17 protein-coding genes are annotated in these 25,311 nt (G+C 47.3%); all 17 read left to right on the top strand.

Translation table 11 applies throughout. The features are described 5' to 3' along the window. Positions 1–69: 69 nt before the first annotated feature. The 17 genes from SGRA_RS08710 to SGRA_RS08615 all read left to right on the top strand — a co-directional run bounded on the left by SGRA_RS08710 (position 70) and on the right by SGRA_RS08615 (position 25,310). Positions 70–1,014 carry an NAD(P)-dependent oxidoreductase gene (locus SGRA_RS08710; RefSeq protein WP_148268312.1) on the top strand — a complete coding sequence of 315 codons (945 nt, stop codon included), beginning with the start codon at positions 70–72 and terminating at the stop codon, positions 1,012–1,014. A gap of 367 nt (positions 1,015–1,381) precedes the next feature. After that, the gene (locus SGRA_RS08705; RefSeq protein ID WP_015692281.1) at positions 1,382–5,170 is read left to right on the top strand and encodes a TonB-dependent receptor; all 3,789 of its coding nucleotides are present in this window, start codon (positions 1,382–1,384) and stop codon (positions 5,168–5,170) included. Positions 5,171–5,415: 245 nt separating this feature from the next. Next, on the top strand, positions 5,416–7,929 hold the full coding sequence (locus SGRA_RS08695; RefSeq protein WP_081477696.1) for a hypothetical protein: 2,514 nt from the start codon (positions 5,416–5,418) through the stop codon (positions 7,927–7,929). Positions 7,930–8,021: 92 nt separating this feature from the next. Further along, positions 8,022–9,395 (top strand): hypothetical protein, encoded by a 1,374-nt coding sequence (locus SGRA_RS08690; RefSeq protein WP_041329582.1) that lies wholly within the window; start codon positions 8,022–8,024, stop codon positions 9,393–9,395. Positions 9,396–9,461: 66 nt separating this feature from the next. Then, positions 9,462–10,538: a PorV/PorQ family protein gene (locus SGRA_RS08685; protein ID WP_015692280.1), complete on the top strand. Its 1,077-nt coding sequence runs from the start codon at positions 9,462–9,464 to the stop codon at positions 10,536–10,538. A gap of 145 nt (positions 10,539–10,683) precedes the next feature. Beyond that, entirely contained in the window at positions 10,684–12,441 is a 1,758-nt protein-coding gene (locus SGRA_RS08680; RefSeq protein WP_015692279.1) for a hypothetical protein, read from the top strand. 923 nt (positions 12,442–13,364) lie between these two features. Further along, positions 13,365–14,732 (top strand): tRNA uridine-5-carboxymethylaminomethyl(34) synthesis GTPase MnmE, encoded by a 1,368-nt coding sequence (mnmE, locus tag SGRA_RS08675; protein ID WP_015692278.1) that lies wholly within the window; start codon positions 13,365–13,367, stop codon positions 14,730–14,732. Positions 14,733–14,766: 34 nt separating this feature from the next. Beyond that, positions 14,767–15,111 carry a hypothetical protein gene (locus tag SGRA_RS08670; RefSeq protein ID WP_015692277.1) on the top strand — a complete coding sequence of 115 codons (345 nt, stop codon included), beginning with the start codon at positions 14,767–14,769 and terminating at the stop codon, positions 15,109–15,111. A gap of 3 nt (positions 15,112–15,114) precedes the next feature. Further along, positions 15,115–15,573, top strand: coding sequence for a type II toxin-antitoxin system death-on-curing family toxin (locus SGRA_RS19545; RefSeq protein ID WP_015692276.1), 459 nt, complete (start codon positions 15,115–15,117; stop codon positions 15,571–15,573). Between the two features lie 117 nt (positions 15,574–15,690). Continuing rightward, positions 15,691–16,200 carry a hypothetical protein gene (locus SGRA_RS08660; protein WP_041329881.1) on the top strand — a complete coding sequence of 170 codons (510 nt, stop codon included), beginning with the start codon at positions 15,691–15,693 and terminating at the stop codon, positions 16,198–16,200. Between the two features lies 1 nt (position 16,201). Continuing rightward, complete coding sequence (locus SGRA_RS19540) at positions 16,202–16,651, top strand: helix-turn-helix domain-containing protein (RefSeq protein ID WP_015692274.1); 450 nt, start codon at positions 16,202–16,204, stop codon at positions 16,649–16,651. Between the two features lie 2 nt (positions 16,652–16,653). Then, positions 16,654–17,082 (top strand): hypothetical protein, encoded by a 429-nt coding sequence (locus SGRA_RS08650; RefSeq protein WP_015692273.1) that lies wholly within the window; start codon positions 16,654–16,656, stop codon positions 17,080–17,082. Continuing rightward, positions 17,079–17,516 carry an NUDIX hydrolase gene (locus SGRA_RS08645; protein WP_015692272.1) on the top strand — a complete coding sequence of 146 codons (438 nt, stop codon included), beginning with the start codon at positions 17,079–17,081 and terminating at the stop codon, positions 17,514–17,516. Before SGRA_RS08650 ends, SGRA_RS08645 begins: the two co-directional genes overlap by 4 nt. Positions 17,517–17,594: 78 nt before the next feature. Then, positions 17,595–18,572, top strand: a complete 978-nt coding sequence (locus SGRA_RS08640) for a UDP-3-O-(3-hydroxymyristoyl)glucosamine N-acyltransferase (RefSeq protein ID WP_015692271.1) — start codon at positions 17,595–17,597, stop codon at positions 18,570–18,572. Positions 18,573–19,179: 607 nt separating this feature from the next. Beyond that, complete coding sequence (locus tag SGRA_RS08630; protein ID WP_015692269.1) at positions 19,180–20,520, top strand: peptidoglycan-binding protein; 1,341 nt, start codon at positions 19,180–19,182, stop codon at positions 20,518–20,520. Between the two features lie 203 nt (positions 20,521–20,723). Beyond that, positions 20,724–22,415, top strand: a complete 1,692-nt coding sequence (locus SGRA_RS08625) for a tetratricopeptide repeat protein (RefSeq protein ID WP_015692267.1) — start codon at positions 20,724–20,726, stop codon at positions 22,413–22,415. Between the two features lie 189 nt (positions 22,416–22,604). Further along, the gene (locus tag SGRA_RS08615; RefSeq protein ID WP_015692265.1) at positions 22,605–25,310 is read left to right on the top strand and encodes a valine--tRNA ligase; all 2,706 of its coding nucleotides are present in this window, start codon (positions 22,605–22,607) and stop codon (positions 25,308–25,310) included. The last annotated feature ends 1 nt before the right edge of the window (position 25,311 follow it).

Genomic DNA, 25,311 nt, shown 5'->3' with positions numbered 1-25,311 from the left:
TGGACCTTTTCCAAACAACTTTTAGCAAAAAGCGGAAAAGGCTGTATCTTGGGCGCCAAAATGCTCAGTATGCAAAAGAAAGTACTTATCACGGATGCCGTAGATCCTTTATTGATATCGGGTTTGGAAGCGGCGGGATATGCTTGTGATTATCGGCCCAAGGCCAGTTTGGCGGAGGTACGTCAGATATTGGCGCCTTATGCGGGTTTGGTCATCAATAGTAAAATCATAGCGGATGCGGCTTTTTTGGCGGCTGGGCCGAACTTAGAATTTATAGCTCGTTTGGGTTCTGGTTTAGAGATCATTGATTTGGAGGAGGCTGAACGGAGGGGTATTTTGGTCCATAGAGCGCCAGATGGCAATTGCGATGCGGTAGCGGAGCACATTCTGGGCATGTTGTTAATGTTGGCTCATCGGCTTCGGTTGGGGGACCAGCAAGTGCGGAGCATGGCTTGGGACCGAGAGGCGGCCAGAGGATGGGAGCTAAAAGGGAAGAAGTTGGGTATATTGGGCTTTGGCTATACGGGTCGGGCGTTTTGGCGGCGTTTGGCGGGTTTTGAGCTAGAGTGCATGGTCTATGACAAATACCAGAGGGATTATCCTGGGGAGACGGAATTAGAGGAGTTATTGGCGGAGGTAGACATATTGAGTTTACATTTGCCGGCAACGGCCGAGACCTTAGGTTGGATGGATGCGGCTTTTTGGCAGCGGCTAGCCAAGCTGCGGGCAGGGCGGCCATTAGTTTTGCTCAATAGCTCTAGAGGGAAGATTATCCCGATAGCGGCATTAGTGGGGGCCTTAGAGTCGGGAATTATTTCGGCGGCGGCCTTAGATGTATTTGAGCAAGAGAAAACGGCTTTATACACTGCAGAAGAGCGAGTATTATATGGTCGGTTGGTCGAAATGCCTCAGGTTGTTTTGAGTCCGCATGTAGCGGGATGGACAAAAGAATCTAAGGAGCGACTAGCCAAATTGCTCTTAGGGCGCATCTTATCAAAAGCGGCTAGAATATAGGGCGTAGGCAAAACGGCTATTTAGAGCAAGGACTGCGCCGATTTTGGTCCAGAAAGGGGGCGCAGCCCCCTTGGCCTAGCGATGTGCAGCAGTGCGGCGAAGCCGCAGACCCAGGCCGTTAGGCCGCAGGGCCGAGCAGACTTGCGAGCTGCGCAACGTAGCGCCCGCCGCAGGCGGGAGGCCCCAAAAGCAGAAGAACAGTAAAAAAGCTGATCTTTTTGAAAGAAGGGCCGCTTAAAAGACTGGAAAATTGTAACTCTTTCTTAACAAGGGAAATAATTTATTAACTTTGGCATGCAAGCCTTAGGGCTTCAGCCGAAAATTTTTTTAGACATTCATTACAAACACTTTTAAAGTTTATGTGCTTATGATTCGTTACATGCTTTTACTCTTGCTCCTGTCAGTGGGCTCGGTGGTGGCTTTTGGCCAGACCACGGGGGACCTGCAGGGTAAAGTAAAGGACGAGAACGGGGAACCCCTAGCGTTTGCGAATGTGGCTTTGTATAAAGAAGACGCATTGATTCGGGGAACATCCACCAACTTCGACGGCCTTTACAATTTTGCCCAAATTGAGGCAGGAACCTATGACCTAGTGGTGACCTATGTGGGTTATCCGACGCTAAAAACCGAGGGCGTAATTGTTAAAATTGGCGCGACGGTGGAACTAAACGTAGATTATCAGGAAGATGATTTGATTGCGGGTTTAGATTCGCTTGCCGAGGAGACCGTAGTGGTTCGGGGGTATCGGATTCCCTTGATTGAGACGGATAACACCACTGGTGGGCAGACCTTGGGTTCTGAGGATATTGAAAAACTGGCCACACGTAACATTTCTAGTATTGCGGCTACTACGGCTGGGGTCAACCAGAAAGATGAGGGCGAGGAGCTCAACTCGAATGGTGGGCGTAGTTCTGGAAACGATGTTTATGTGGATGGTGTACGTGTAATTGGCGGTGCATCTATTCCTGAGACAGAGATTGACCAGGTGCAGGTAATTACCTCTGGTGTACCTGCTGAGTTTGGTGATGCGACTGGAGCGATCACCAACATTATTACTAAGGGCCCATCTGCGAAGATGTCTGGAGGAATCCAGGTAGAGACCTCGCAGTTTTTGGATGCTTTTGGAGCTACAACTATTGACTTTAGCTTGGGTGGACCTTTGATGACGGAGGTTAAATTGAGCCCTAGCGGAGATACCTTGAAAAAAGACGGTAAGCCTCAGCGCAAAGCGATTTTGGGTTATCGTATGGCGGGTCGTTATGCGACCAACTTGGACTCGCGTCCTTCTGCTTTGGGATCTTTCCGTTTGACGGATGAGAAGCTCAGCAGCATTTTGAATGATCCTTTGTTGAATGTAAACGGCGGTATTATACCTAATGCCGAGACCATTACTGAAGATGATTTGGTAGAGGTAGATGTACGTCCGAATGGCCGTAACTCTGTAGGTTTATTGACAGCAAAGATAGACTACAAGCCTAGCGAAGACTTTTACTTTGTAGCTGGTGGTCAGGGTTCATTTAACTGGGGGTATTCTCCTTCAACGGTGAACCGTTTGATGAACTCGGACTTTAATCCTTATGTAAAGAGCAGTGTTTTCCGGGTGTACGGTCGTTTCCGTCATACGATTTCTAGCACAATTTACAAAGCTGGAGCGGATGCGGATTCTACAACAGTAGAGCCTGTTTTCCAGAACTTCAGCTATGAGGTACAGGCCGATTATACGCAGAGCAACAGCTCTAACTACGACTCTCGTTTTGAGGATCGTTATTGGGAGTATGGCTATGTAGGGCAGATTCGTCGTAGCCTTACGCCTGTAGTTGGAGTAGTAGATACGAACTACATCATCAACTCTGCTGGCGACACATTGGGTACAGAAGAAGTGCAGGGTCATGCCTTTAACCAAGTAACCTTTGATGGTTATTCTGATGCCGGTCAGTTTGGTTATGACAATGGCTTGTCTCGTTACAACCAGGTAGTAGACTTTGACGCTATCAGTGATATGGAGCAGATGCAGGTGATCAACGGACGTTTCACTTCTTCTAACTCTACTGTATTTAGCCTATTTAACAATGCATACTTTACCAACAATGGCGTAGGCAAAAGCCAATCTAGCCAGGTACGTGGAAACATCAAGACCAACTTTGACTTGGTGACCAATGGCGGTAAAATTCGTCACTCTATCCAAGCGGGTGGGGTATATGAGCAGCGGGTATTCCGTTCTTACAGCATGTCTCCATTTAGCTTGTGGACCTTGGCGGATCAGTCGGCCAACTCTCACATCTCTAATGCAGCCGATGCCAACAACCCCGTATTGGATGCCAATGGCAATCCTGTAGAATTCTTTGATCCTGTTACACAGCGTTACTACATCCAGAACAACTCACTGATCCGTACGGATGAGAATGATGAGCAAGTCTCTATGAGTGCATTTGGAGAGAACCTACGTAACTTCATGGGCAAAAATCCTGAAGATTGGGTAAACGTTCATGAGATGGATCCTAACGATATGGACCTTGCTTGGTTTGAGCCGACTACCCTAATTTTGGGTGCTCAGCAGCTAGTGAGCTACTATGGTTATGACTACTTGGGTAATGCTTTGGGTACAAACACGACCTTTGACGACTTCTTTAATGCTGAAGATGCCAATGGTCGCAAGACTCGTCCTGTAGCTCCTTTTGCTCCTATTTATGTAGCGGGATACATTCAGGATAAGTTCAAGTACAATGACATCATCTTCCGTATTGGTGTACGCTTTGACAGCTACGATGCCAACACAAAAGTATTGAACGACCCCTACTCTGTAACGGGATACTACACGGCTTCTGAGTTTACCAACGTAGGGTCTGGTTATACGGCTGGTCAACAGCAAGGCTTTAGCCATCCTTCCAACATTGGCGACGACTTTGCCGTCTATGTAAATGAAAACAGCCCCGACGCTTCTGTTGTTGGTTACCGTGATGGTGAGCAATGGTATGACGCTAGCGGTAACCCTGTGACTACTCCTACTCAGCTAGGAAGCACAATTGTACCTGCTCTACGTGGCTTTAGCACGGCGCAGATTGATCCTCAGGGTGAGGACTACGATCCTTCTCTAGCCTTTAGCGACTATGATCCTAACTTGGTAGTGATGCCTCGTATTTCATTCTCTTTCCCTATTGGTGATTTTGCCAACTTCTACGCCAACTACGATATCTTGGCCATGCGTCCACCAGAGGCTACTTTGGCTACGGCACTTACTTACTTCAACTTCCGCGAGAACAAAGACTTGATGTCAAACCCCAACCTTCGTTCTCAGAAAACCATCAACTATGAAGTAGGTTACCAGCAAAAAGTATCTGACAACTCTAAGGTGAAATTCTCTTTGCTTTACCGTGAAGAGCGCGACCTTATCCAGGCTCGTCAGTATATCTTGGCTTACCCCATTACCTATACTTCTTTTGGTAATGATGACTTCTCTACTGTAAAATCACTTAAGGTAGAGTATGATATGCGCCGCGTTAAGAACTTCCGTTTCTTGGCCAACTATACCCTACAGTTTGCAGAAGGTACCGGCTCTAGCCCCACCTCTTCTTTGGCTGTAGCTGCAGAAGAACTCAAGTATATCTTCCCACTAGATTTTGACCAACGCCACACTTTCTTCTTCCTATTCGATTACCGCTACGGAGAAGGCAAAAAGTACGATGGTCCCAAAATCGGTAAGTTCGATGTTCTAGAAAATACAGGAGCCAACCTATCATTCAACTTTAGCTCAGGTACCCCCTACACACGCAAACTCACTCCTGGTGGTATCGGAACTAGCTTCCCTGATGCTGTAACTGACGGAAGCATTAACGGCGCCCGTATGCCTTGGAACTTCCGCATAGATCTTCGCTTCGATCGCGATATCGTGATCGGTAAAAATAGCGATCATCCTATCTATGCTAATGTTTACCTACGTGTACAAAACTTGCTCAACACACAAAACGTACTCAATGTCTATCCCGTAACAGGTAGCCCCACAGAAGACGGCTTCTTGACTATCGACGATAGCCCCGGTCTAGGACTATTGGCCTCTCGCGCTCAGTCTTACCAGTTGTTGTACGATCTTCGTATGCGTAACCCCTTCAATATCTCACGTCCTCGTCGGATCTTCTTGGGTGCACGCTTTAGCTTCTAAAACCAAGTCTTAGTTTTTGCCAATATTGAGGTTTGCCCTGTTTTGGGGCCTCCCGCCTTCGGCGGGCGCTACGTCCGGCAGCTCGCTATTCGCTCGGCCCTTCGCAGGCTTCGCCTGCTCGGTCTGGCCTGCGGCCACTGCCTACCATCGCTAGGCCGTTTTGGGCCTTCGGCCCAATTGCAGCGCAAACCTCAAGCTTGGCCTTCTGTCTAAACTGAATCATTTTTATTAAAATAATTGCAAACATGAGTAGATTGAAAAACTTCTCTACAATCGTGCTATTCCTCTTCACGGCCAGCTCACTCTGGGCCATCGAAGACCGGAATTTTGTGGGAGGTAATAGCAATAGCTCCAACAGCACCAATAACAACAGTTATCGTGCTGCTTGTATCGAGGCTCGCTCAGAACGCGATCTAGATATTAACAACGTCCGCGCTCGCCTCCGCACCGGAGGTGATCTCTGGTGGGACGGTGACCGAGCTCGCTATATCGTTCCTAATGTAGACCCTGCTTCTGGCCAACCAGAAGTATCTTCTCTCTTTGCCGGAGGTATCTGGCTAGGGGCTTTCGATGATGGGGGGAACCTTATCCTCGCTGCCCAAACTTACCGCCAAACTGGTAACGATTACTGGACTGGCCCCCTAGATGTAAATACGGGTACAATCGAAAAAACCGATTGTGAAAAATGGGACCGCTTCTTCGAAGTATACGGTTCTGAAATTGACGCCCTCCGTGCCGATTATTTCGAACCCGATGCTGTTACTGGCCAACCCGATGAGTCTATTGAGACTACCCCCGCCCGAAATATCTTGGGCTGGCCCGGCCGTGGTAACCCCTATTTCGCAGAAATTTACGGTTTCGACCTTCCTGACCAAGAACTCGCTCCCTTTATTGAGCCTGTAGGAAAGGAAGACGGTATCTATAACCCCTACGATGGTGACCACCCCGTAATTGAGGTGGTGGGCTGTCCTAAGGATTATTTCAACCCCGTATATGCTGACCAAATGGACTGGTGGGTCTATAACGATAATGGTAATATTCACACCAATACTAACGGTCAACCCATGTTTATGGAGGTACACGGTCTAGCTTTTGGCTACCGCACTACCGATGCCATTAACAACATGACGTTCTATCGCTATAAGTTGCTCAACCGAAATAACTTGAGCCTTAACGATACTTACTTCTCGCTTTGGTCAGATCCCGATTTGGGCTGTTTCAATGATGACTATATTGGTGTAGATACTATTACTGGTATGGGCTATGTATACAATGCCGATGCTGATGATGATGCTACCTGTGGTAATGACGCCGTAGGATATGGAGCCACTCAAATTCCTGCTCTAGGGGTAGACTACTTCCGTGGTCCTCTAGATTCTACAGGTTCCGAGCTTGGCCTTTCTTCTTTTGTTTACTATGAAAATACCAATGACGCTATCCGTGGTAACCCGAACAGTGCTATACAGTACTATCGTTTGATGGATGGTCTTTGGTTGGATGGTCGCCCCATCTCTCGTGGTGGAACAGGAGACAACGGTCCTACTGCCGATAAATTCCCCTACGTATTCTACTCTTTCCCCAACGAATCGGGAACAGATGTATGGTCTATGTGTGAGGAAGGAATTACCGGTAATGACTACCGCTTCTTGCACACTTCTGGTCCTTTCGTTTTGGCACCTGGTGCAGTAAACGAATTGATCTCAGGTGTAGTTTGGGTTCCCGAAATTCCAGATTATCCCTGTCCTGCTTTGACCGAATTGGTAGAGGCCGATGTTTTGGCCCAAAACCTTTTTGATGACTGTTTCAAAATTACTGACGGTCCCGATGCACCTTATATGGATGTAGTCGAGCTCGAAAATGAGTTGATTTTGAACTTGAGCTATGTTCCTGCTCAAAATAACTACGAACTCAATTACTCTGAGTCTCCTGCTATTCTTCGCAATACTGCCGATACTACTTATACCTTCCAAGGCTATAAAGTATATCAGGTAATCAACGAGAACATCTCTGTAACTGAACTAGATGATCCTGAAAAAGCTCGTCTTATCCGTCAGGTAGACCTTCGTGATTCTATCGGCAAAATTGTAAACTGGAATGCATTCAGCGATCCCGATGTACAGGCTTTCATTCCTACTATTATGGTAGATGGCGCCGATGAGGGAATCAAGCATACCTTTAATATTACAACAGACGAATTTGCAGAGGGAGCAACTAAACTCGTTAACCATAAGTCTTACTACTTCTGTGTAGTTGCTTATGCCCACAATGAGTATCAGGCTTATGATCCTACACTCAATACCGGACAAGCACTTCCTTATCTACAAGGTCGTCGTAACTTCCGCGTCTATACTGCTGTACCTCGTCCCAATGATCCTGAGTACAACGGTTTGGTCCTCAACTCTGCTTATGGAGATGGCCCAGAAATCACTCGTGTAGATGGTAAAGGAAACGGTGGAGGACTCTTCCTCGACTTTAAAGATCCTGCCGCTGCAGAAGCCGATGTATTGAACAATGGCCGTATCGGTCGTGTGACTTATGCCGCTGGTCAAGGTCCCGTTAATGTAAAAGTAGTAGATCCTTTGCGCGTTCCTGCCGCTCAGTTCCAACTTTACATCAGCGACCAAAACTATACTTTCCGCTATGATACTGCTGCCGATGGTAGCATCATCGTTACTCCACAGCCTCCTACAGGCGTGACCGCTTTGTCTGACTCTCTCTTCTCGTTGAAGATATTCCCGCTCCTGGTACAAATGGCGTAAGCGGATTTGTAGGTTCTGCTGCCGTTTATGAAGATGAAACTAATGCAGGTTGGTTCCAAGGTGTTGAAGATGGCAATGGCATCAACGATATCTTGAAAACTGGAAACGCTCAAGATGATCAGGCACTAGATCCTAATCAAGATTACTCTGGTATGGCCGGTGGCTGGCACCCTGTTCGCCTAGCTGACTGTGTATTCCGTACCGATGAATACTATTTCTCTACTTCAGAAATCGTGCTTTCTTCAAATGCCTTGAGCTTCTGCCAAGCATGGAGAGCTGGTAACACTAGCCAAGTGCTCGGCAATGTACGCAACGTCAATGTGGTCCTCACTCCTGAAAAGAGCCAGTGGAGCCGCTGTGTGGTTGTAGAATCTGCTAGTATGTACCATACACAATCACTCGGACTTAGCATTCCTGGTGGTTATGGTCAACTACAATGGAAACGCAATGAGCCTAGCCGTGATATCGATGGCCAAGTAGAAGCCGGTACCGGTATGTCTTGGTTCCCCGGTTTTGCTTATGATGTTGAAACTGGTGAGCGCCTCAATGTATACTTCGGAGAAAACTCTCTTTATGATGGTTCTTTCTTTGATGCCAATACTTACCCTGGCGCTGCGACAGGTAATGACATGCTCTTTAACCCCACCGATTTGCAACAGGTGACGCCTACCAACGGATTCCCCGTATTTGGTAATGCCAACACCTTTATGTCAACAGTGAATGGTGGACAGCACGTTATTTATGTAACTAACACTGCCTACGATGAATGTGCTTCTGTAGTGACGGCCCTAACCACAACCTTGGGGGCTATCTTCACTCCTCCTTACATTTCTTTGAAAGACCAATTGGTTTGGGGAACATTCATGTATATGGCTCCTGGTACAAGCATGCTTAACAATGCTGGAGTTCCTGAAGTAGGTGGACATGTGCCTCCTTCTAAAGTGACCTTCAAGTTGCGTGTTTCTACTCCTTACGAAATCTATGCAGCGACTAACGATAACCAAGGTTATCCGCTCTATGAGTTCGACCTTACTGGCCTTGCTCCTACCAAGGAAGATAAAGCCACGGCCGAAAGTGCTCTAGATCTTATTGGGGTAGTTCCTAACCCTTATTATGCTTACTCTGAATATGAGCAGACAGAAACGCAAAATGTAGTGAAAATTACGAACTTGCCCGCTAGCTGCGAAGTGAATATCTATTCTATTGAAGGCCGCCTGGTTCGTCATTATGATGTTGCTCAGGATTACAATGCAGAGGTACGTAGTGGTATCGCTCGTCTAGGTGCTTTTGGTAGCGGTGATATTGAAACTCAGGTAAGTACTTCTCTCAACTGGGACCTCAAGAACCAAGCTGGTGTTCCTGTAGGTAGTGGGGTATACCTCATCCATGTTGTTGTAGAGGGTGTTGGTGAAAAAGTGGTGAAAAGCTTTGTCATCAACCGTGCACTTGATGCTCAAAAACTCTAGTGATTTATTTTCGTTTTGCTCCCTCTGTCTTGGAGGGGGCAAAACCCTTTTAAACGATTTCATAGCATGACTAAATATACTTCTTTGTTGTTTGTGGGCCTTTTTTGCCTCAGCTTTCTAGCTGCTTCGCCCACAGCAAAAGCAGGAAATCCGGACCGACAAGGGGAAGCCGGTGCCTATGAGTTGATCATGAACCCTTGGGCTCGCTCTGCTGGCCTCAATGGCTTGGTGGCTGCTCGCGTAACTGGGGTAGAGGCGCTTCGCTTTAATCCTGCAGGAATTTGCCGCATCTCTGGAAAAACAGAGGTGGCATTAGGACATACACAATATATGGCCGGTACGGGCATTAGCCTTAATGCCGCTGGATTGGTCCAGAAAATTGGCGATAATGGCGCCTTTGGTGTAGAACTAATGTCTGTTGGTTTTGGAGATATTCCTTTGACTACTGTTGACCAACCTGGCGGAATTACCACTTTTAGCCCTTCTTTCTTTAATATTGGCCTCTCTTATGGCTATGTATTTAAAGATGAAGACGGAAACGAGAAGGTTTCTGTAGGCTTTGGTGTTCGCGTGGTTTCAGAATCTATTGCCAATGCTTCTGCTACTGGTGTAGGTTTTGACGCTGGTGTACAATATGTTACTGGTGTCGATCGCCAAATCAAATTTGGTGTGGCTCTCCGTAATTTCGGAACCAAAATGTCTTATTCTGGCGATGGTCTAGCCTTTGTTGGTGTGGCCCCCAATAATACAACGGCACTTACCGTAAATAGCCGAGGCGCTGGCTACGAATTGCCCTCTTTGCTGCATATTGGTATGTCTTATGACTTTTACCTCGGTAGCAAGATTAACCGCCTAACGGCAGTGGGTAATTTTACCGCCAACTCTTTCTCTCGCGACCAATATGGTGTAGGCTTTGAATATGCCTTTAAAGAGATGTTTATGGCACGTACCGCTTTCCGCTATGAAAGCGATATGTATAGCTCAGAAACTTCTAGCACAGCTTCTGGTGGATTGACCGCAGGTGTTACTGCCGAAATCCCTCTCCGTAAGGGCTCTGCTAAGAAAATTGCCTTCGATTATGCCTATGAGTATACTCAGGTATTTAAAGGGACGCACTCTTTGACTTTGAAGTTGAAGCTCTAATTGCTGCCCGCTAAATGATTAGACCTCTAAGCCCTAGGCTTAGAGGTCTTTTTTTTTGAGAGAATAGATAAATTGGCGTTCTTGCAGGCATTTGTTTAGGCCCAAAGCCGCCTAGGCTATTTTTTCACTTCATTGTTCCCCTAATATGAAGCTCAGTCCAACTTTTTATCTTGCCGTCTTAGTTATATTGCTTACGCACTTTTTGTACTACCCAAAATGGAGCAAAGGCGGAACGGAAGCGACCATCTCCTGGGATGTTTCTGGCTATTATATGTATTTGCCCGCTAGCCTGATTTATCAAGATATTAAGGGCTGTAACTTTAAGGATAGTATTCTTCAAAACTATGGCCCCACCCCCAATTTTCAACAGGCTTTTGTGCATGAGGCTTCTGGCAATTATGTGATGAAGTATTCTATGGGCCAAGCGATTTCTTTTTTACCTGCTTTTGGCCTTGCTCATTTATATGCCAAAAGCACGGCCTATCCCGCCGATGGGTTTTCTTTTCCCTATCAATTGGCCATTTCTTTAGGGAGCTTGTTTTGGGCGCTTTTGGGCCTTTATTATTTGCGCAAGTTTTTGCTCTTTTTCTATCGACCTAAAATAGCTGACTGGACCATTTTAGGGTTGGTTTTAGGCAGTAATTACCTCAATTATTCCGCTATAGATGGGGCCATGACGCATAATACCCTTTTTACGCTCTATAGCCTGCTGCTTTATGTTACGGTCCGCTTTTATCAACAGCCTAGCTACCTAAAAGGAGCGGCTATTGGGGCTTTGGTGGGCTGGGCCGCCCTGATTCGCCCTACCGAAATTATTGCCTGTATTATTCCCCTAGCTTGGGGCCTGCAAGCTTGGGTCTGGACGGACTTGAAACAACGCCTGCAGTTTGTGGCCCAACATTTTGGGAAGTTGCTTTTGGCGGTTTTGATTACGGCTTTTATTGGTAGCTTTCAGCTGATGTACTGGAAATATGCAACAGGAGAATGGATCGTTTATTCTTATCAAGATCAGGGCTTTAGTTGGTTGAGCCCTCATTTGCATGCTGGCTTTTTGAGCTATAAAAGTGGCTGGCTGACCTATTCTCCTTTTATGCTGTTGCCGCTTTTGGGGTTTGGGCCTTTTTTCAAGCAGCAAAGAAGCTTGTTCTCGACGGTTTTTGTCTTCAGTTTGCTCTTTATTTATATCACTTTTGCTTGGGATATTTGGTGGTATGGCGGCTCTTTGGGCCAAAGGGCCATGGTGCAGGCTTATCCCGTTTTAGCCCTGCCTTTGGCGGCATTGATTCACTGGCTCAGCCAACAAAAAATTTGGCTGAAACTGCCCATTTTTGGGTTTGCCCTGCTTTCGTTTTATGCCAATCTTTGGTTTACGCATCAGGCGCATAAGGGCGGTTTGCTGCGTCCGGGCGAGATGACAAAGGCCTATTATTGGGCCACGCTTTTCCGCTACGATAAGGATCCTGAGCGCCTGAAATTATTGGATGGGGTTCGCCAATTAAAGAAGGGGGAGCTCAAGGAGGCTAGTCTGGTTTATTCCGATACCAGCTGGCAGGCGCAGCTGGACCAAAACCAGCAGTTTGCGCCAATTATTTCCTTGGCTTTGCCCAAAATGCCCGAAAAAGAGGGCCTTAGAGTGAGCATTTTAGCCCAAATTATAGGGCCAAAAGAATGGGAGTTTTGGTGGATGACGCAGTTTACCGTTAGCCTCAAAAAAGAGGGGCAGCTTATTGATGAGCAGATGTTTCGTCTGCAGCGCCACATACAAGAGGGAGAAGAAAAGCGCTTGTATATGGATTTGCCCGTTCAGGGGGCCGATAGCCTAGAAATTAAGTTTTGGAATGCTGATGGAAAGAAGGCCATAAAGTTGAGTCAGCCAGAGGTTTGGCGTTATGTTTTAGACTGATGATTTGGGGCTGCCCCGCCCTTCGGGCGGGTCGCTCCCTCCGCAGCTCGCAGGTCTGCTCGGCCCTGCAGCCCTGAGGGCTTTGGTCTGCCGCCTTTGGCGGCCCTGCTCTGGCAGCTCAGCCTGCGGCGGCTTCGCCGCCTGTCCACCGCAAAAATGGCATTCGTCGCTGCGCTCCTCATCTGCTTATATTTACCCGCCCGCCCACCCCTTTTCGGACCTCCTTGCGGAGGCCCTCAGGTCTGGGCGGGCCCTTTTTTCATTCGTTCCAGCCCGCAGGGCTAGCGCAAATCGGCCTAGCGATGTGCAGGGGTGGCCGTCAGGCCAGACCCAGGCGCTTTGCGCCGCAGGGCCGAGCGAACAGCGAGCCCCGAAACGACAACAAGCCCTTTAGGGCGCAGTTCGACGACCGAAGGGAGTAACCGCCGCAAGCGGAGCGCAGCGGAGGCCCTCAAGTCTGGGCGGGCCCTTTTTTCATTCGCTCCAGCCCGCAGGGCTAGCGCAAATCGGCCTAGCGATGTGCAGGGGTGGCCGTCAGGCCAGACCCAGGCGCTTTGCGCCGCAGGGCCGAGCGAACAGCGAGCCCCGAAACGACAACAAGCCCTTTAGGGCGCAGTTCGACGACCGAAGGGAGTAACCGCCGCAAGCGGAGCGCAGCGGAGGCCCTCAAGTCTGGGCGGGCCCTTTTTTTCATTCGCTCCAGCCCGCAGGGCTAGCGCAAATGGCCTAGCGATGTGCAGGGGTGGCCGTCAGGCCAGACCCAGGCGCTTTGCGCCGCAGGGCCGAGCAGACCTGCGAGCCCCGAAACGTAGCGCCGCAAGCGGAGCGCAGCGGAGGCCCCAAAACATCAAAAAAAAGGGAAAAGAATAGTCTTTTTCTCCAAAGGCCTGTATTTTTGAGTTTGCATAAAAAAAGGCGCTAAAATGTACAACTACCTAGATTTACAAGACACCATTGTGGCCGTGGCCAGCCCTGCCGGAGCTGGAGCCATTGCCGTCATTCGCTTATCGGGCAAATCGGCCATAAGCATAGCCAACGGGATGTTTCGGGCCAAGGATTTGAGCCAGCAAGAGAGCCACAGCCTGCATTTGGGCTACATTTATGATGAAGCGGGGCAGCGGGTCGATCAGGTACTTTGTTCGGTTTTTAAGGGGCCAACTTCTTACACTCGAGAAGACGTCATTGAGTTTTCTTGTCATGGTTCGCCATATATTCAGCAGCGATTGCTCAGTTTGTGTTTGCGTTCGGGCGCGCGTTTGGCCAAAGAGGGGGAATTTACCTTGCGGGCTTTCCTCAATGGGCAATTGGATTTGGCCCAGGCAGAAGCCGTGGCCGACCTCATTGCGGCAGATTCGGAAGCGGCGCATCAGATGGCTTTGCAGCAAATGCGGGGCGGTTTTTCTCAGCAAATTGAGGGCTTGCGAAAAGAGCTTTTGCAATTTGCCTCCCTGCTAGAGTTGGAGCTTGATTTTGGCGAAGAAGATGTGGAATTTGCGCAAAGAAAAGAGCTAGAGGAGCTCCTTTTGAAAATTCGGGCCATGATCAAGCAATTGATGGACTCCTTTCAGTTGGGCAATGTATTGAAAGAGGGGGTAAGCACCGTTTTGGCGGGCCGTCCCAATGCGGGAAAATCGACCTTGCTCAATGCTTTATTGAATGAAGAGCGGGCCATTGTGTCGGATATAGCGGGCACCACTCGCGACAGCATCGAAGAACTGCTCAATATAGACGGGATTCAGTTTCGCCTAATTGATACGGCGGGGATTCGGGAGGCCAGCGATCAAATTGAGGCCATTGGGGTAGAAAAAACCTATGAAAAAATTGCGCAATCTACGGTCTTGCTCTATGTCTATGATGCCAGCCAATTGAGTCAGGAAGAATGCGAGGCGGACCTTGCTCGTTTGCGCAGAGAGGGCTTGGCCGTCTTGGTATTGGCCAACAAATGCGATCAATTGGAAGAGGGGCAAACCTTAGCTGCCGATCATTTTCGGCTTTCGGCCAAGCAAAAAGAAGGCTTGGGCGAGCTGCGTTCGGCCTTACGCAATTTAGTTGTTGAGGGGCAAATTCATCAGCAAGGGACCACGGTAAACAACCTACGGCATTATCAGGCATTGGAAGAAGGTTATCAGGCCATAGATGCGGCCTTGCTGGGCTTAGAAGAGGGCCTCAGTGGGGACCTACTGGCGATGGATATTCGGGCTGCGCTTCGGGCTTTGGGCGAAATTACGGGCAAGGTAGATGTGGAAGATTTGTTGGAGAATATTTTTGGGCAGTTTTGTATTGGGAAGTAAGAAAGACAAGCATTGGCTAGTTGTATTGAACTAGATGAAAAGTTTAGGAGTTTGTGAAAAAGTAGAAAAGAATTTTGATATCTTATATCAAGTACTCAGGGCCTTAAAAATGGTAACAAATATGGGAATTAAGTTAGAAGAGCTAGAAAGAGAGCTAAGACTCTTAAAGCAAAGAGATAATGATAAATACTTATCATTATTGTCTACTATTATAGGCGCTGGTGGAAGTGACTTGGAGTTTGAAAATGAACTTGAAAGTATCAAGCAAACTCGGCTAACAAAGAAAGTTATACAATCTTCTGAGCGAGAAAAAGTATTGGATGAAGTATTTGATATGAGTATGGCTGAATTTGAAGAAGTCTATAAAAACTTAGCTTAGAAAATGAGTCTGAAATATTTTCAGAAATCTGACATTATCTACTTCAATAGAAAGCTCTTATTAAAAGAGGGCCAGCCTTTTGTTGAGCCATCTAATCTTAAGAATGAGTCCTCATTAGATTACTTAGTGGAGATAGTACAAAATGATTCTTATTATCCAAGTTTTTTAGAGAAAGCGGGAGTTTATATTTTTAATATAAACTCCTCGCATATATTTAATGATGGTAATAAGCGGACAAGCTTAATGGTGTTGCATGGTTTTATGTATCTAAATGGCAAACGATTTAAGTCAGAAATTGAAACCGTCAATATAGCCTCAACTGCAGAGAGTCAACCAAAGCAAATCCCCAAGACGGAATTAAAAGAGAGAGGAGAAATTATTCAGGCATTTGTAGAGGATATTGCAAGATCTAGCCTAACTAAAGAGGAGGTCATCATGTTTTTAGAGAAAAACGTAGAGTAAACCATCTTGATAGTATCATTTGATACTATCAGCTCAGTAAGTAGAGGGGCAGCAAATTTAGAAAATGGGAACAATCTTTACATTTTCCTGTTAAAAATAAACCTACAAGTTGACAACATGAAGATAGTTCATATATTTGGGGGAGCTTTGTACGCTGTTCATTATGAAGAAGCTGAAGATAATGAATATGATAGGTTAATGGACCTTTGGAGTGATGTGGTTTATCTTCGGGAATACTTGAAGAATTGTGCTGTTAAAGAAGTTAAACAACTTGCCAATAAAATTTCAGATGATCAGGAGTTGATAGAAGACCTGATGATAGAGGTTGAAGAGGGAGAGCGAAATCTAGATATGTTTTTTCGACCACTATATAACAGTGAAACGGGGTTTAGAGAGCTATCCTTACAAAAAGGTAGGCCTCATCAAAAAAGTTATTTGCGTTTGTATGCAATTAGGATAGATTCAGATTGTTATCTTATTACAGGAGGAGCAATTAAGTTGGTGCCCAAAATGCAGGACGATCCTAATTTGATGGAGGAGTTAAAAAAGTTGAAAGCGGTAAAAAACTATTTAAAAGTAGAGGGAGTTTTTGATCAAGATTCTTTTGAAGATTTAAAAGAGGAGTGAAATGAAAGCGAATAAAGATAAATTCTTGGCCTTAGTTGCTGAACAGGAAGTAAAGACATCAGAAAAGAATAAAGAACGTGTAGCTAAGCGGCTGATGCTTCGAGCATCTCGTGATATTGCCCATAAAATACTGGACCGTTTAGAGGAGTTAGGCTGGAGTCAAAAACAACTAGCAGAAGTATTAGCTGTTAGTCCTCAATACGTTAGTAAGATGGTTAAGGGGAAAGAAAATTTTACCTTAGAAACTTTAGTCAAAGTTCAAAACATTCTTGATTTGCCAATTCTTGCTAATTACTATGAAAGTAATAGAGATAAAGCAATTCAACTTATAGGAGAAGAGTCAACTGAAGTAGTTCCTATGAAGATAGATCTTACTTATGACTATGTTGTTATACATGAGTCTACTGATATAAAGGAGTCTTCTACGATTAACCTTAAACAAATTTGTTAATTATGGGTGTTGGATTTACACTAGGGCGAATAGCAACAGAACAATTTGCAACCTTCCCAGAACAATTAGATGCTAACCAAAAAGTAGATATAGTACACGCCTTTAAGTTTATGCTTAAGCCGGATGTTCGCCAACTAGGCATTGTTACTAGCTTTGACTTTAAACAGAAAAAAGCTGTTGTGATGAAAATTAGTGTTAGTGCTCATTTTCAAATAGGAGAGGAGGCTTGGAGCGATTTTGAATCAAAAAATAAGGTGGTTTTTCCCAAAGACTTTATCAGTAATATTACTGGAATAACGATAGGTATTAGTAGAGGGGTTCTTCATACTAAAAATGAGCATACTGAATTTTCTCGCTATATGCTTCCCTTACTAGATATTAGTAAAGTAATTACATCAGAATTAACCTTTGAATTTCCCCCCACAACATGACTTCTTTCCACCTTGGCGTTGGCGCCATTATCTGCAGTTCGGACCAGCAATTATTTTTTGTGCAGCAAAAGGATGAAACTTATCCGCTGCCGCAATGGCGACTGGCCTTATCGGTTTGGGGTGGGGCTGTAGAGGCCGAAGATGAAAGCCCAGAAATTGCCTTATACCGAGAGCTGCAAGAAGAGTTGCGCTGGCAACCTGAGCAGCCGCCTATTTTTATTGGGCAGTTTAAGATCAAAAGTGTTCAGGAGTTTGAGCTTTGTTTGTTCAAAATTATCCTGCCCAAAGAAGAGCTAGAACAGTTGGCCCAACAGCCCGTTTATGAGGGCTATGGTCGCTTGCTCGATGCAGAAAGTTTGCAAAAATATAGTTGGGTTTGGGATTTGGGGACAGTTATTTATCAAGAGATTATAGAAAAGGGCCCCAAGGGCTAGTGCTTTCTTCAAATTTTAACGAACTTTGGGCGATTTAGCCCTATGGGGCCTTCTGTTCCTGAATAAATTTGGAAATCAATGAAACTTGCGGAATCGATTCTCGTCTCTGAGCTAGCCAATATGCTAGGCGCCAAACTCATCGGAGATCCCAATGTAGAAATTACTCATCTCAACGAAATTCATAAGGTGTGTAAAGGCAGCCTGATCTTCGTCGATAATGAGAAGTATTATAATCAAGCTATTTATTCTACGGCCTCAGCTATTCTGATTGATCAGGCAGTAGATTGTCCCCCAAATAAGGCCCTTTTGGTGGTGGAACGCCCCTTTGAGGCCTATAATAATTTGGCCAAAAAGTATTTGCCTTTTACGCCTATGAGCAGCCAAATTAGTCCCACGGCCCAAATTGGCAAAGGGACGATTATCGAGGCGGGTGCTGTGGTGGGCAATCATGTCGTGATTGGCGAAGATTGCTTGATCCGGGCCAATGCCGTGATTTCTGATTATACGGTGATTGGCGATCGAGTGAAAATCCACTCTAATGCTGTGATTGGCAATGATGCTTTTTATTACCACTTAGAGGAGGACCGCAGTTATAAGCCTTGGCATTCTATTGGCCGAGTGGTGATTGAGGATGATGTCCGCATCGGGGCAGCTTGTACTATTGATCGCGGGGTTTCTGGCGATACGCATATTGGTAAAGGCTGTAAATTAGATGATCAGGTGCATTTGGGCCATGGTGTGGTTTTGGGCAAACATTGCTTGATTGCGGCCCAAACGGGAATCGCAGGCAAAACCATTATCCAAGATTTTGTCACTATTTACGGACAAGTGGGTATTTCTAAGGGCTTGGTCGTTGGTGAAGGGGCCGTTTTGCTTGCGCAAACGGGGGTCTCTAAGTCTATTCCTGGTGGTAAGCGCTATATGGGCGCTCCTGCGGTAGAGGCTTACAGCCGCTTTAAGGAATTGGCGGCCATTCGACGCTTACCCGAATTGACGAAAACAGTAGATCAACTTCAAAAACGATTTAAGAATCAAGATCTTAATCCTCAAGATTAGGCCCTGATCCATAAGAGATAGGAGAGAAGTATTGCTTTTTAGCAGTACTTCTCTTTTTTTTGGGGCCTCCCGCCTTCGGCGGGCGCTATGTTTACTCCCTTCGGTCATCGAAGACGGCCTAAAGGCCTTGTTGTCGGGGCTCGCTAATGTTTTTTGGGGCCTCCGCTGCGGCTTTGCCTTGCGGCGCTATGTTTCGGGGCTCGCAGGTTTGCTCGGCCCTTCAGCCCTGCGGGCTTCGGTCTGGCCTGCGGCCACCCCTGCACAGCGCTAGGCCCTAGCCGCCCAACTGCTCAGCTACAAGCCGCTTTGCGGCTTCAAGCTTCGCAGGCTCGCGCCAAGCGCGCCCGGCCAGCGGCTGGCGGCAGCCCCCATCTTCCCTGCGTCTCAGCCAATTAACCCCTCAATATATTACATTTCAGTTTCGGTCCTCCCGTTCGCCGCCCCCGCTTGGGGGCTGGGCTCCTTTGGCCTTGGGGGCCAAAGCGCCCAGCATTGCATTCGTCGCTCCGCTCCTCATCCTCAAAAAAACAAAACAAAAAAGGCCAAAACAAGAGATTTTTTGTAATTTAATAGGGCCAAAATTTAACCACCCTTATTTACCACTCCCATGAGTCAAATAGAAACCATCAAGCAGACCCTGCAAACCTACCAGCAAGAACTGCCCAAACTCCGTCAACTCTTCATGCAAGACGGCCTCATCGACGCCCAAGAAAAGGCCCAACTAGAAGATATTGAGGCCCGCATCCAAAGCCTACAAGCCCAGCTCGGCCAAGCCTCTGCTGGACCTAGTGGCAGCGTAGAAAACAGCAGCGGCCTAAGCGGCTCCGTCGGCTACAAAGGCGACAACCAAAAAGCCGACGTCATCAAGGTCCAAGAACTGCTCAACAAAAAAGGAGCAAGCCTCAAAGTAGACGGCAAATGCGGCCCCGCCACCATCTACGCCATCCGCGACTTCCAAAAGGCCAACTTTGGCGGCGCCGATGCTCGAGTAGACCCCAACGGAAAAAGCTGGCAAGCCCTCACCGGCAGCGGCAAAAACTTTACCCCCTCGGCCCCCCCAGCCAAAGAACAGGTCCAAAACTTCTCTAGAGCAGAAAGCACCGTAGATACCACTGCCAAAGATACCAGCCCCTCGGCCATCGGTAATTTGGTCTCTAAAGAAAACCTAGAAAAAGGCGCCCGTTTTGCCCTACAGCAATTCATCAACCAAGGCAATGTCGATATCGAAGTCTTTAATGTAAGCAAAGATATCCCCTTGGCCGAATACCTCGTCTTTTCGCTACATCTCACTATGGGGGTCCAAATGAACCTCACCCTAGAACATACCCTCGTCGAAAAAGAACTGGCCATTGAGTCTAAAGCTAGCGGCGTTATTGATGCCTACTTTGGCATCAAAGGAAGCGCCATCGGTATTCTGGGCTACAACCTACTAGATGTTACCGCCGCCCTGCATGGCGCACTAGACGCTAACGGTACCGCCAAATTGGCCATCCAAAAAGATACGGTCCTAGAAGGAAGCCTCCGGGCCGAAATGGTCCTTAAAGCCTATGCCGATTTTAATGTGAAAATCTTGGCCGAATCGGTAACGCTTTATACCACCAAAACCAATGATTTCAATTTCTTCATCATGACGGCCCCCACCTATGCTATCTCTTTCCAAGTAAATAGCTGGACCTATAAGGGCGCCCGCCGTGTAGGAGGCGAATTTGCCGCCGAAATGCACCCCGATTTCCGCAATTTCTTGCAAAAAACAAAAGAGGTGATCAGCAGCCCCATGACCTATATCAAGAAAGGCGCAGCCGCCGCTGCCCATCTAGCCGAAGAGGTTTGGGAGGGCGTAGAATATGTGGCCGGAGAAGTAGGCGAAGCCGCCGAATGGGCCTTAGATACCGCCGCCGATGCCGTAGAATACATGAATCCCTATAATTGGTTTGCCGAAGAAGGCTAAAGGCATTTCCTGCGTTCCGAGGCGAGCGTAGCGAGCCGGCTGAGGGATGGAAAGCAGTGGCCGCAGGCCAGACCCAGCGGGCAAAGCCCGCGCAGGGCCGAGCAGAGCTGCGAGCTGCGACACAGCCCGACCCCAAGGCCCAAAGGGCCGAGGGGGCAGCCCCAAAATCATTCTAAAAAAGCAAAGAAAAATACCCGAAATCGATGTCAAAAGCAGAACAAATAGAAGCCCTCAAAACAGCAGCCGCCGCAGCAGAATGGCCCAAATTGCAAGAGTTGGCTTTGGGCGCTCTAAATGAATACCCCGAAGAAGGCTTTGGCTACGATTATTTGGCCCAAGCACTAGATGCCCAAGAGGGCGGCTCTCTAGAAGCTATTGAGCGCTGTTTGCTCAAGTTGGTAGAGCTCAACCCCAAAGATACTAAGGCCCTTTTGCGCCTAGCGCAAACCCAACTGAAAATGGGAGATGCCCCCCAGGCGATGGTGGCCTACCGCCAAATACTCAAGCTACAACCCGAGCAAGATGAAGCCCTAAACGCCATTGGGGAAGAACTGCTTTTTGAGCAAAATAAAGCGGCCGAAGCCCTCAGCTTTTTTCAGGCCGCCATGAAGGTCAAACCCAATGAACTGCTCTATCAAATCAATGCCCTTTTGGCCATGAGAAGCATGGGCAACCGAGAAAAAGAAGCCTTGATTTTATTGACCAAAAGCATCAAGCTACATGGCTATCAAGAGAAGCTATTTGCGGTAGGGGCAGAGCTCTACCTAGCAGAAGGAGAAAAGAAAAAGGCCCTCAAATTATTGCAAATGCTGCGCGAAAAGGACCCCAATCTGACCTATGTCTATAATGTGGGCCGAATTGCCAATGAGCTAGAAGATTATCCGCTCGCTTATGATGCCTTGGCCCAAGCCTATGAACTGGCCAAAGCGAATAATGAAGTTAGCTCGCTGCTTTTGCAAGCCTACGCCAAGGCCGCTATGGAATTGGGCCATGCCCAAAAAGCTCAAGAACTGATTGAGCAAGGAATTCAGATTAGCCCCAGCGTAAGCGCCAACCTCTTATTGCTCGATAGCCTTTTGGCCCAAGGCAAACTAGAAGAGGTGGAAAAAGAATTGGAGGTCCTTCTGCGCCAATATCCATTAGGAAGCACCTTTGGTCTAGATGTTATTCTTAAACAAGGCCGCCTCCTACAGGCTAAAGGCGATTATGCCGCAGCAGAAACCCTCTATCTGGACCTCATGAAGGCAGAAGGGGGCCAAAAAGATGCCGCTATGGCCTTGGGCCTAATGGCCATTAATCAAGAAAATAATCCTGCCAAGGCTTATTTTTACCTCTCGAAAGCAGAGGCCCTAGGCGCTCCCAGAGCCAGCCAACTCATCAAGGAATATCTTTATGATTACCTAAAGGGCTATGCAGAGCAAACCCTAGCCGATATGGCCCCCGCTATTGAGCAAAATAAAAATCAAGCGGTCTTCCAACAATTGGCCGGTAAATACCTCAGCTTTAAGGCCGTCCGCTCCGAAAGTATGCGGCAAATTAACAAAGAGGTGGCCGATATGATTGAGGAACAACTCAAAAAACGAATCATCTTTTTTAGCCCTCAGGCAGGCTTTAGCATCAACCCAATTGGACAAACGACGGTCTTTGCCTACGAACTCAAGGTGCAACATTCACCCAATATGCTCGATTTTGAGTTGCGCCCGCTAGATGGTCGCCGTGGACTTGGCGTTCGCCTCAATATGAGCCCACAAGGTTTGGTCTGGAGCGAAAAAAGAGGGGAGTTCCTCCTCTTTGAACTGAAAGATTGGTCCGAACTAGGCGAAGAACAACAATCTCATGTTCAAGAAAGCCTAGCTAAAGTGGCTTATCTGCCCGATGCAATTCCCCAACATTAGGCGGTTTTTTACTAAAAGTAAGGAGCTTGTCGGCAAATTTTGCTGGCAAGCTCCTTTTTGTTTGTCTCTAAGGCCAGCAAAGCAGCGCAAAAATGCCCCTAAGCAAGAAAAAGCCGCAACAAAGCTCTTTTCTCCCCACGAACTTCTGTATTTTTGGCCTTCGATTTAGAATCACTAGTTATACAGAATATGGAATTATCTAAACATTATGATGCCGCCAGCGCCGAAAAACGCTGGTATGCTCACTGGGAAGAAAAGGGCTATTTCCGCTCTACCCCCGATGAGCGCCCCGCTTATACCATTGTTATCCCCCCACCCAATGTAACGGGGGTCTTGCATATGGGCCATATGCTCAACAACACCATCCAAGATGTGCTCATTCGTAAAGCACGCTTGCAAGGCTTTAATGCTTGTTGGGTGCCTGGTACCGACCATGCCTCTATCGCTACAGAAGCTAAGGTGGTCAAAATGCTCAGGGAACAAGGCATCAAGAAGTCAGATATTTCTAGAGAAGAGTTTTTAGAGCATGCCTTTGCCTGGAAAGATAAGTATGGCGGAATTATCCTGGACCAACTCAAGTTGCTAGGCGCTTCTTGCGATTGGGAACGTAGCCGCTTTACTATGGAGCCTAAGCTCTCTAAGTATGTGCAAAAGGTGTTTGTAGACCTGCACAAAAAGGGCCTGATCTATAGAGGTTTGCGCATGGTGAACTGGGACCCCGAAGCCAAAACGGCCCTCTCTAATGAGGAGGTGATTCATACCCATGAGCAATCTAAACTCTACCACCTCCGCTACCAAATTGAAGGCAGTGAGGACTATGTCATCATTGCGACCACCCGCCCCGAAACTATTTTGGGCGATACGGCCATTGCTGTCCATCCCAATGATGAACGCTACCAGAAACTAAAAGGGAAAAAGGTGTTGGTGCCCATCATCGGCCGCGCTATTCCCGTTGTTTTTGATCGCTATGTCGATCAAGAGTTTGGAACCGGTGCCCTTAAGGTAACTCCCGCTCACGATATGAATGACTATGAGATTGGCCAACGCCATGATCTCGAAAGCATCGATATTTTCTACGATAATGGTCGCATGCACCCCAATGCTGGCCTTTATGTCGGTATGGACCGCTTTGAGGTGCGTAAGCAAATTGCTAAGGACCTCAAGGCCCAAGGCGCTCTAGTCAAAGTAGAAAATTATAGCAATAAGGTGGGCCGCTCAGAACGTACTCAAGCAGTTATTGAGCCCCGCCTCAAGGAACAATGGTTCCTCAAAATGGAAGGCCTTGCCGCTACGGCCCTCGCTGCCGTAGAAAAGGGCGAGGTGAATTTCTTCCCCGAGCATATGCTCAATATGTACCGCAACTGGCTGAAGGAAGAGAATGTCAGAGATTGGTGTATCTCTCGCCAGCTTTGGTGGGGACAGCAAATTCCCGCTTATTATGGCCCCAATGGCGAAATCGTCGTGGCCGAAAGCTTAGAAGATGCCCTAGCCCAACTCCAAGCCGATGGCAAGGAGTATAGCGCCGAAGATCTTACCCAAGATGAGGATGTAGTAGATACTTGGTTCTCTTCTTGGCTCTGGCCCATGGCCGTTTTTGATGGCTTCGATAATCCCGAAGAGCTTCGCTATTATTACCCCACGCAGGTGCTGGTAACAGGCTGGGATATTATGTTTTTCTGGGTGGCCAGAATGATTATGGCAGGCTACGAATGGGCCCCCGAACTCCTAGGCGAGAACTTGGCCCAAGAAAAAGGCGTGCAGCCTTTTGAATCGGTTTACTTTACGGGCATGGTGCGCGATAAACTCCGCCGAAAAATGTCTAAGTCTTTAGGCAATTCGCCCGATTCTATCGAGCTGATTAAGAAGTATGGCGCAGATGGCGTCCGCTTCGGTATCCTCTCTTGTGCCGCCGCCGGAAATGACGTTATTTTTGATGCCCCCTTTGCCGATAAAGCGAAAACAGCCATCAAAAATGAAAGCAAACTCTGTGAGCAAGGCCGAAATTTCTGTAACAAACTTTGGAATGCCCTCCGCCTACTCGAAGGTTGGGAGCAAAGCGAAAAAGCAACGCCCAAAGAAAGCGAACTGGCCATGCGCTGGATCGAACAGAAGATGGCCCAAACTCTAGAACAGCTCAATGCCTCTTTTGCCGAATACCGCCTTTCAGAGGCCTTGATGACGCTCTATAACTTCATCTGGGGCGATTTCTGCTCTTGGTACCTAGAGCTCATTAAGCCCGCTTATGGCGATAGCATCGACAAAAAGACTTATGCCTTTAGCATCGATATTTTTGAGCAAATGATGATCTTGCTACATCCCTTTATGCCTTTCATCAGCGAAGAAATTTGGTCCAAATTGCGCGAACGTGCCGCCGGCGAAGATTGCGTGGTGGCCAAATGGCCAGAAGTTGGCCAATACGATCAGCAGTTTTTGCAAGAGGTGGAAAATATGCAAGAGGTGGTCAAAAATATCCGTGAGCAAAGAGCCAAAAACCAACTGCCTATCAAGGAAGAACTGGAACTCTTGCTCCGCAAAAGCACTACCGCTGACCAACTTCTGGCCCTAGAGGGCTGGGCCGAGGCCGTGAGCAAATTGGGCTTCCTCAAACGCTTTGAATTGGTCCAAGAAGAGGTAGAAGCTAGCTCTTTCCTCGTTGGCCCCGATCAATATTATCTCCTTTTTGATAAGAAAATTGATCTGGCCGCCGAAAAAGAACGCCTAGAGAAAGAACTCAGCTATTCGCAGGGCTTTATCAAAGGCATTATGAAAAAATTGGGCAATGAGCGCTTTGTCAATAACGCCCCTGCTAAGGTGGTGGAGCTAGAGCGCAAGAAATTGGCCGATCATGAGGCAAAGGTCCAACTCCTAGAAGAAGAACTCAAGAAACTGAACTAGG

Source organism: Saprospira grandis str. Lewin, assembly GCF_000250635.1.
GTDB lineage: Bacteria > Bacteroidota > Bacteroidia > Chitinophagales > Saprospiraceae > Saprospira > Saprospira grandis.
Note: the sequence above shows the minus strand (reverse complement) of the source record. Positions and strands in the feature narration are given on the sequence as shown.

Coding starts and splice junctions, on each gene's coding strand:
- SGRA_RS08685 (WP_015692280.1), top strand. CDS start 9,462: ATGACTAAATATACTTCTTTGTTGTTTGTGGGCCTTTTTTGCCTCAGC.
- SGRA_RS08710 (WP_148268312.1), top strand. CDS start 70: ATGCAAAAGAAAGTACTTATCACGGATGCCGTAGATCCTTTATTGATA.
- SGRA_RS08680 (WP_015692279.1), top strand. CDS start 10,684: ATGAAGCTCAGTCCAACTTTTTATCTTGCCGTCTTAGTTATATTGCTT.
- SGRA_RS08695 (WP_081477696.1), top strand. CDS start 5,416: ATGAGTAGATTGAAAAACTTCTCTACAATCGTGCTATTCCTCTTCACG.
- SGRA_RS08650 (WP_015692273.1), top strand. CDS start 16,654: ATGGGTGTTGGATTTACACTAGGGCGAATAGCAACAGAACAATTTGCA.
- SGRA_RS08705 (WP_015692281.1), top strand. CDS start 1,382: ATGATTCGTTACATGCTTTTACTCTTGCTCCTGTCAGTGGGCTCGGTG.
- SGRA_RS08615 (WP_015692265.1), top strand. CDS start 22,605: ATGGAATTATCTAAACATTATGATGCCGCCAGCGCCGAAAAACGCTGG.
- mnmE (WP_015692278.1), top strand. CDS start 13,365: ATGTACAACTACCTAGATTTACAAGACACCATTGTGGCCGTGGCCAGC.
- SGRA_RS08660 (WP_041329881.1), top strand. CDS start 15,691: ATGAAGATAGTTCATATATTTGGGGGAGCTTTGTACGCTGTTCATTAT.
- SGRA_RS08625 (WP_015692267.1), top strand. CDS start 20,724: ATGTCAAAAGCAGAACAAATAGAAGCCCTCAAAACAGCAGCCGCCGCA.
- SGRA_RS08630 (WP_015692269.1), top strand. CDS start 19,180: ATGAGTCAAATAGAAACCATCAAGCAGACCCTGCAAACCTACCAGCAA.
- SGRA_RS08670 (WP_015692277.1), top strand. CDS start 14,767: ATGAAAAGTTTAGGAGTTTGTGAAAAAGTAGAAAAGAATTTTGATATC.
- SGRA_RS08640 (WP_015692271.1), top strand. CDS start 17,595: ATGAAACTTGCGGAATCGATTCTCGTCTCTGAGCTAGCCAATATGCTA.
- SGRA_RS08645 (WP_015692272.1), top strand. CDS start 17,079: ATGACTTCTTTCCACCTTGGCGTTGGCGCCATTATCTGCAGTTCGGAC.
- SGRA_RS19545 (WP_015692276.1), top strand. CDS start 15,115: ATGAGTCTGAAATATTTTCAGAAATCTGACATTATCTACTTCAATAGA.
- SGRA_RS19540 (WP_015692274.1), top strand. CDS start 16,202: ATGAAAGCGAATAAAGATAAATTCTTGGCCTTAGTTGCTGAACAGGAA.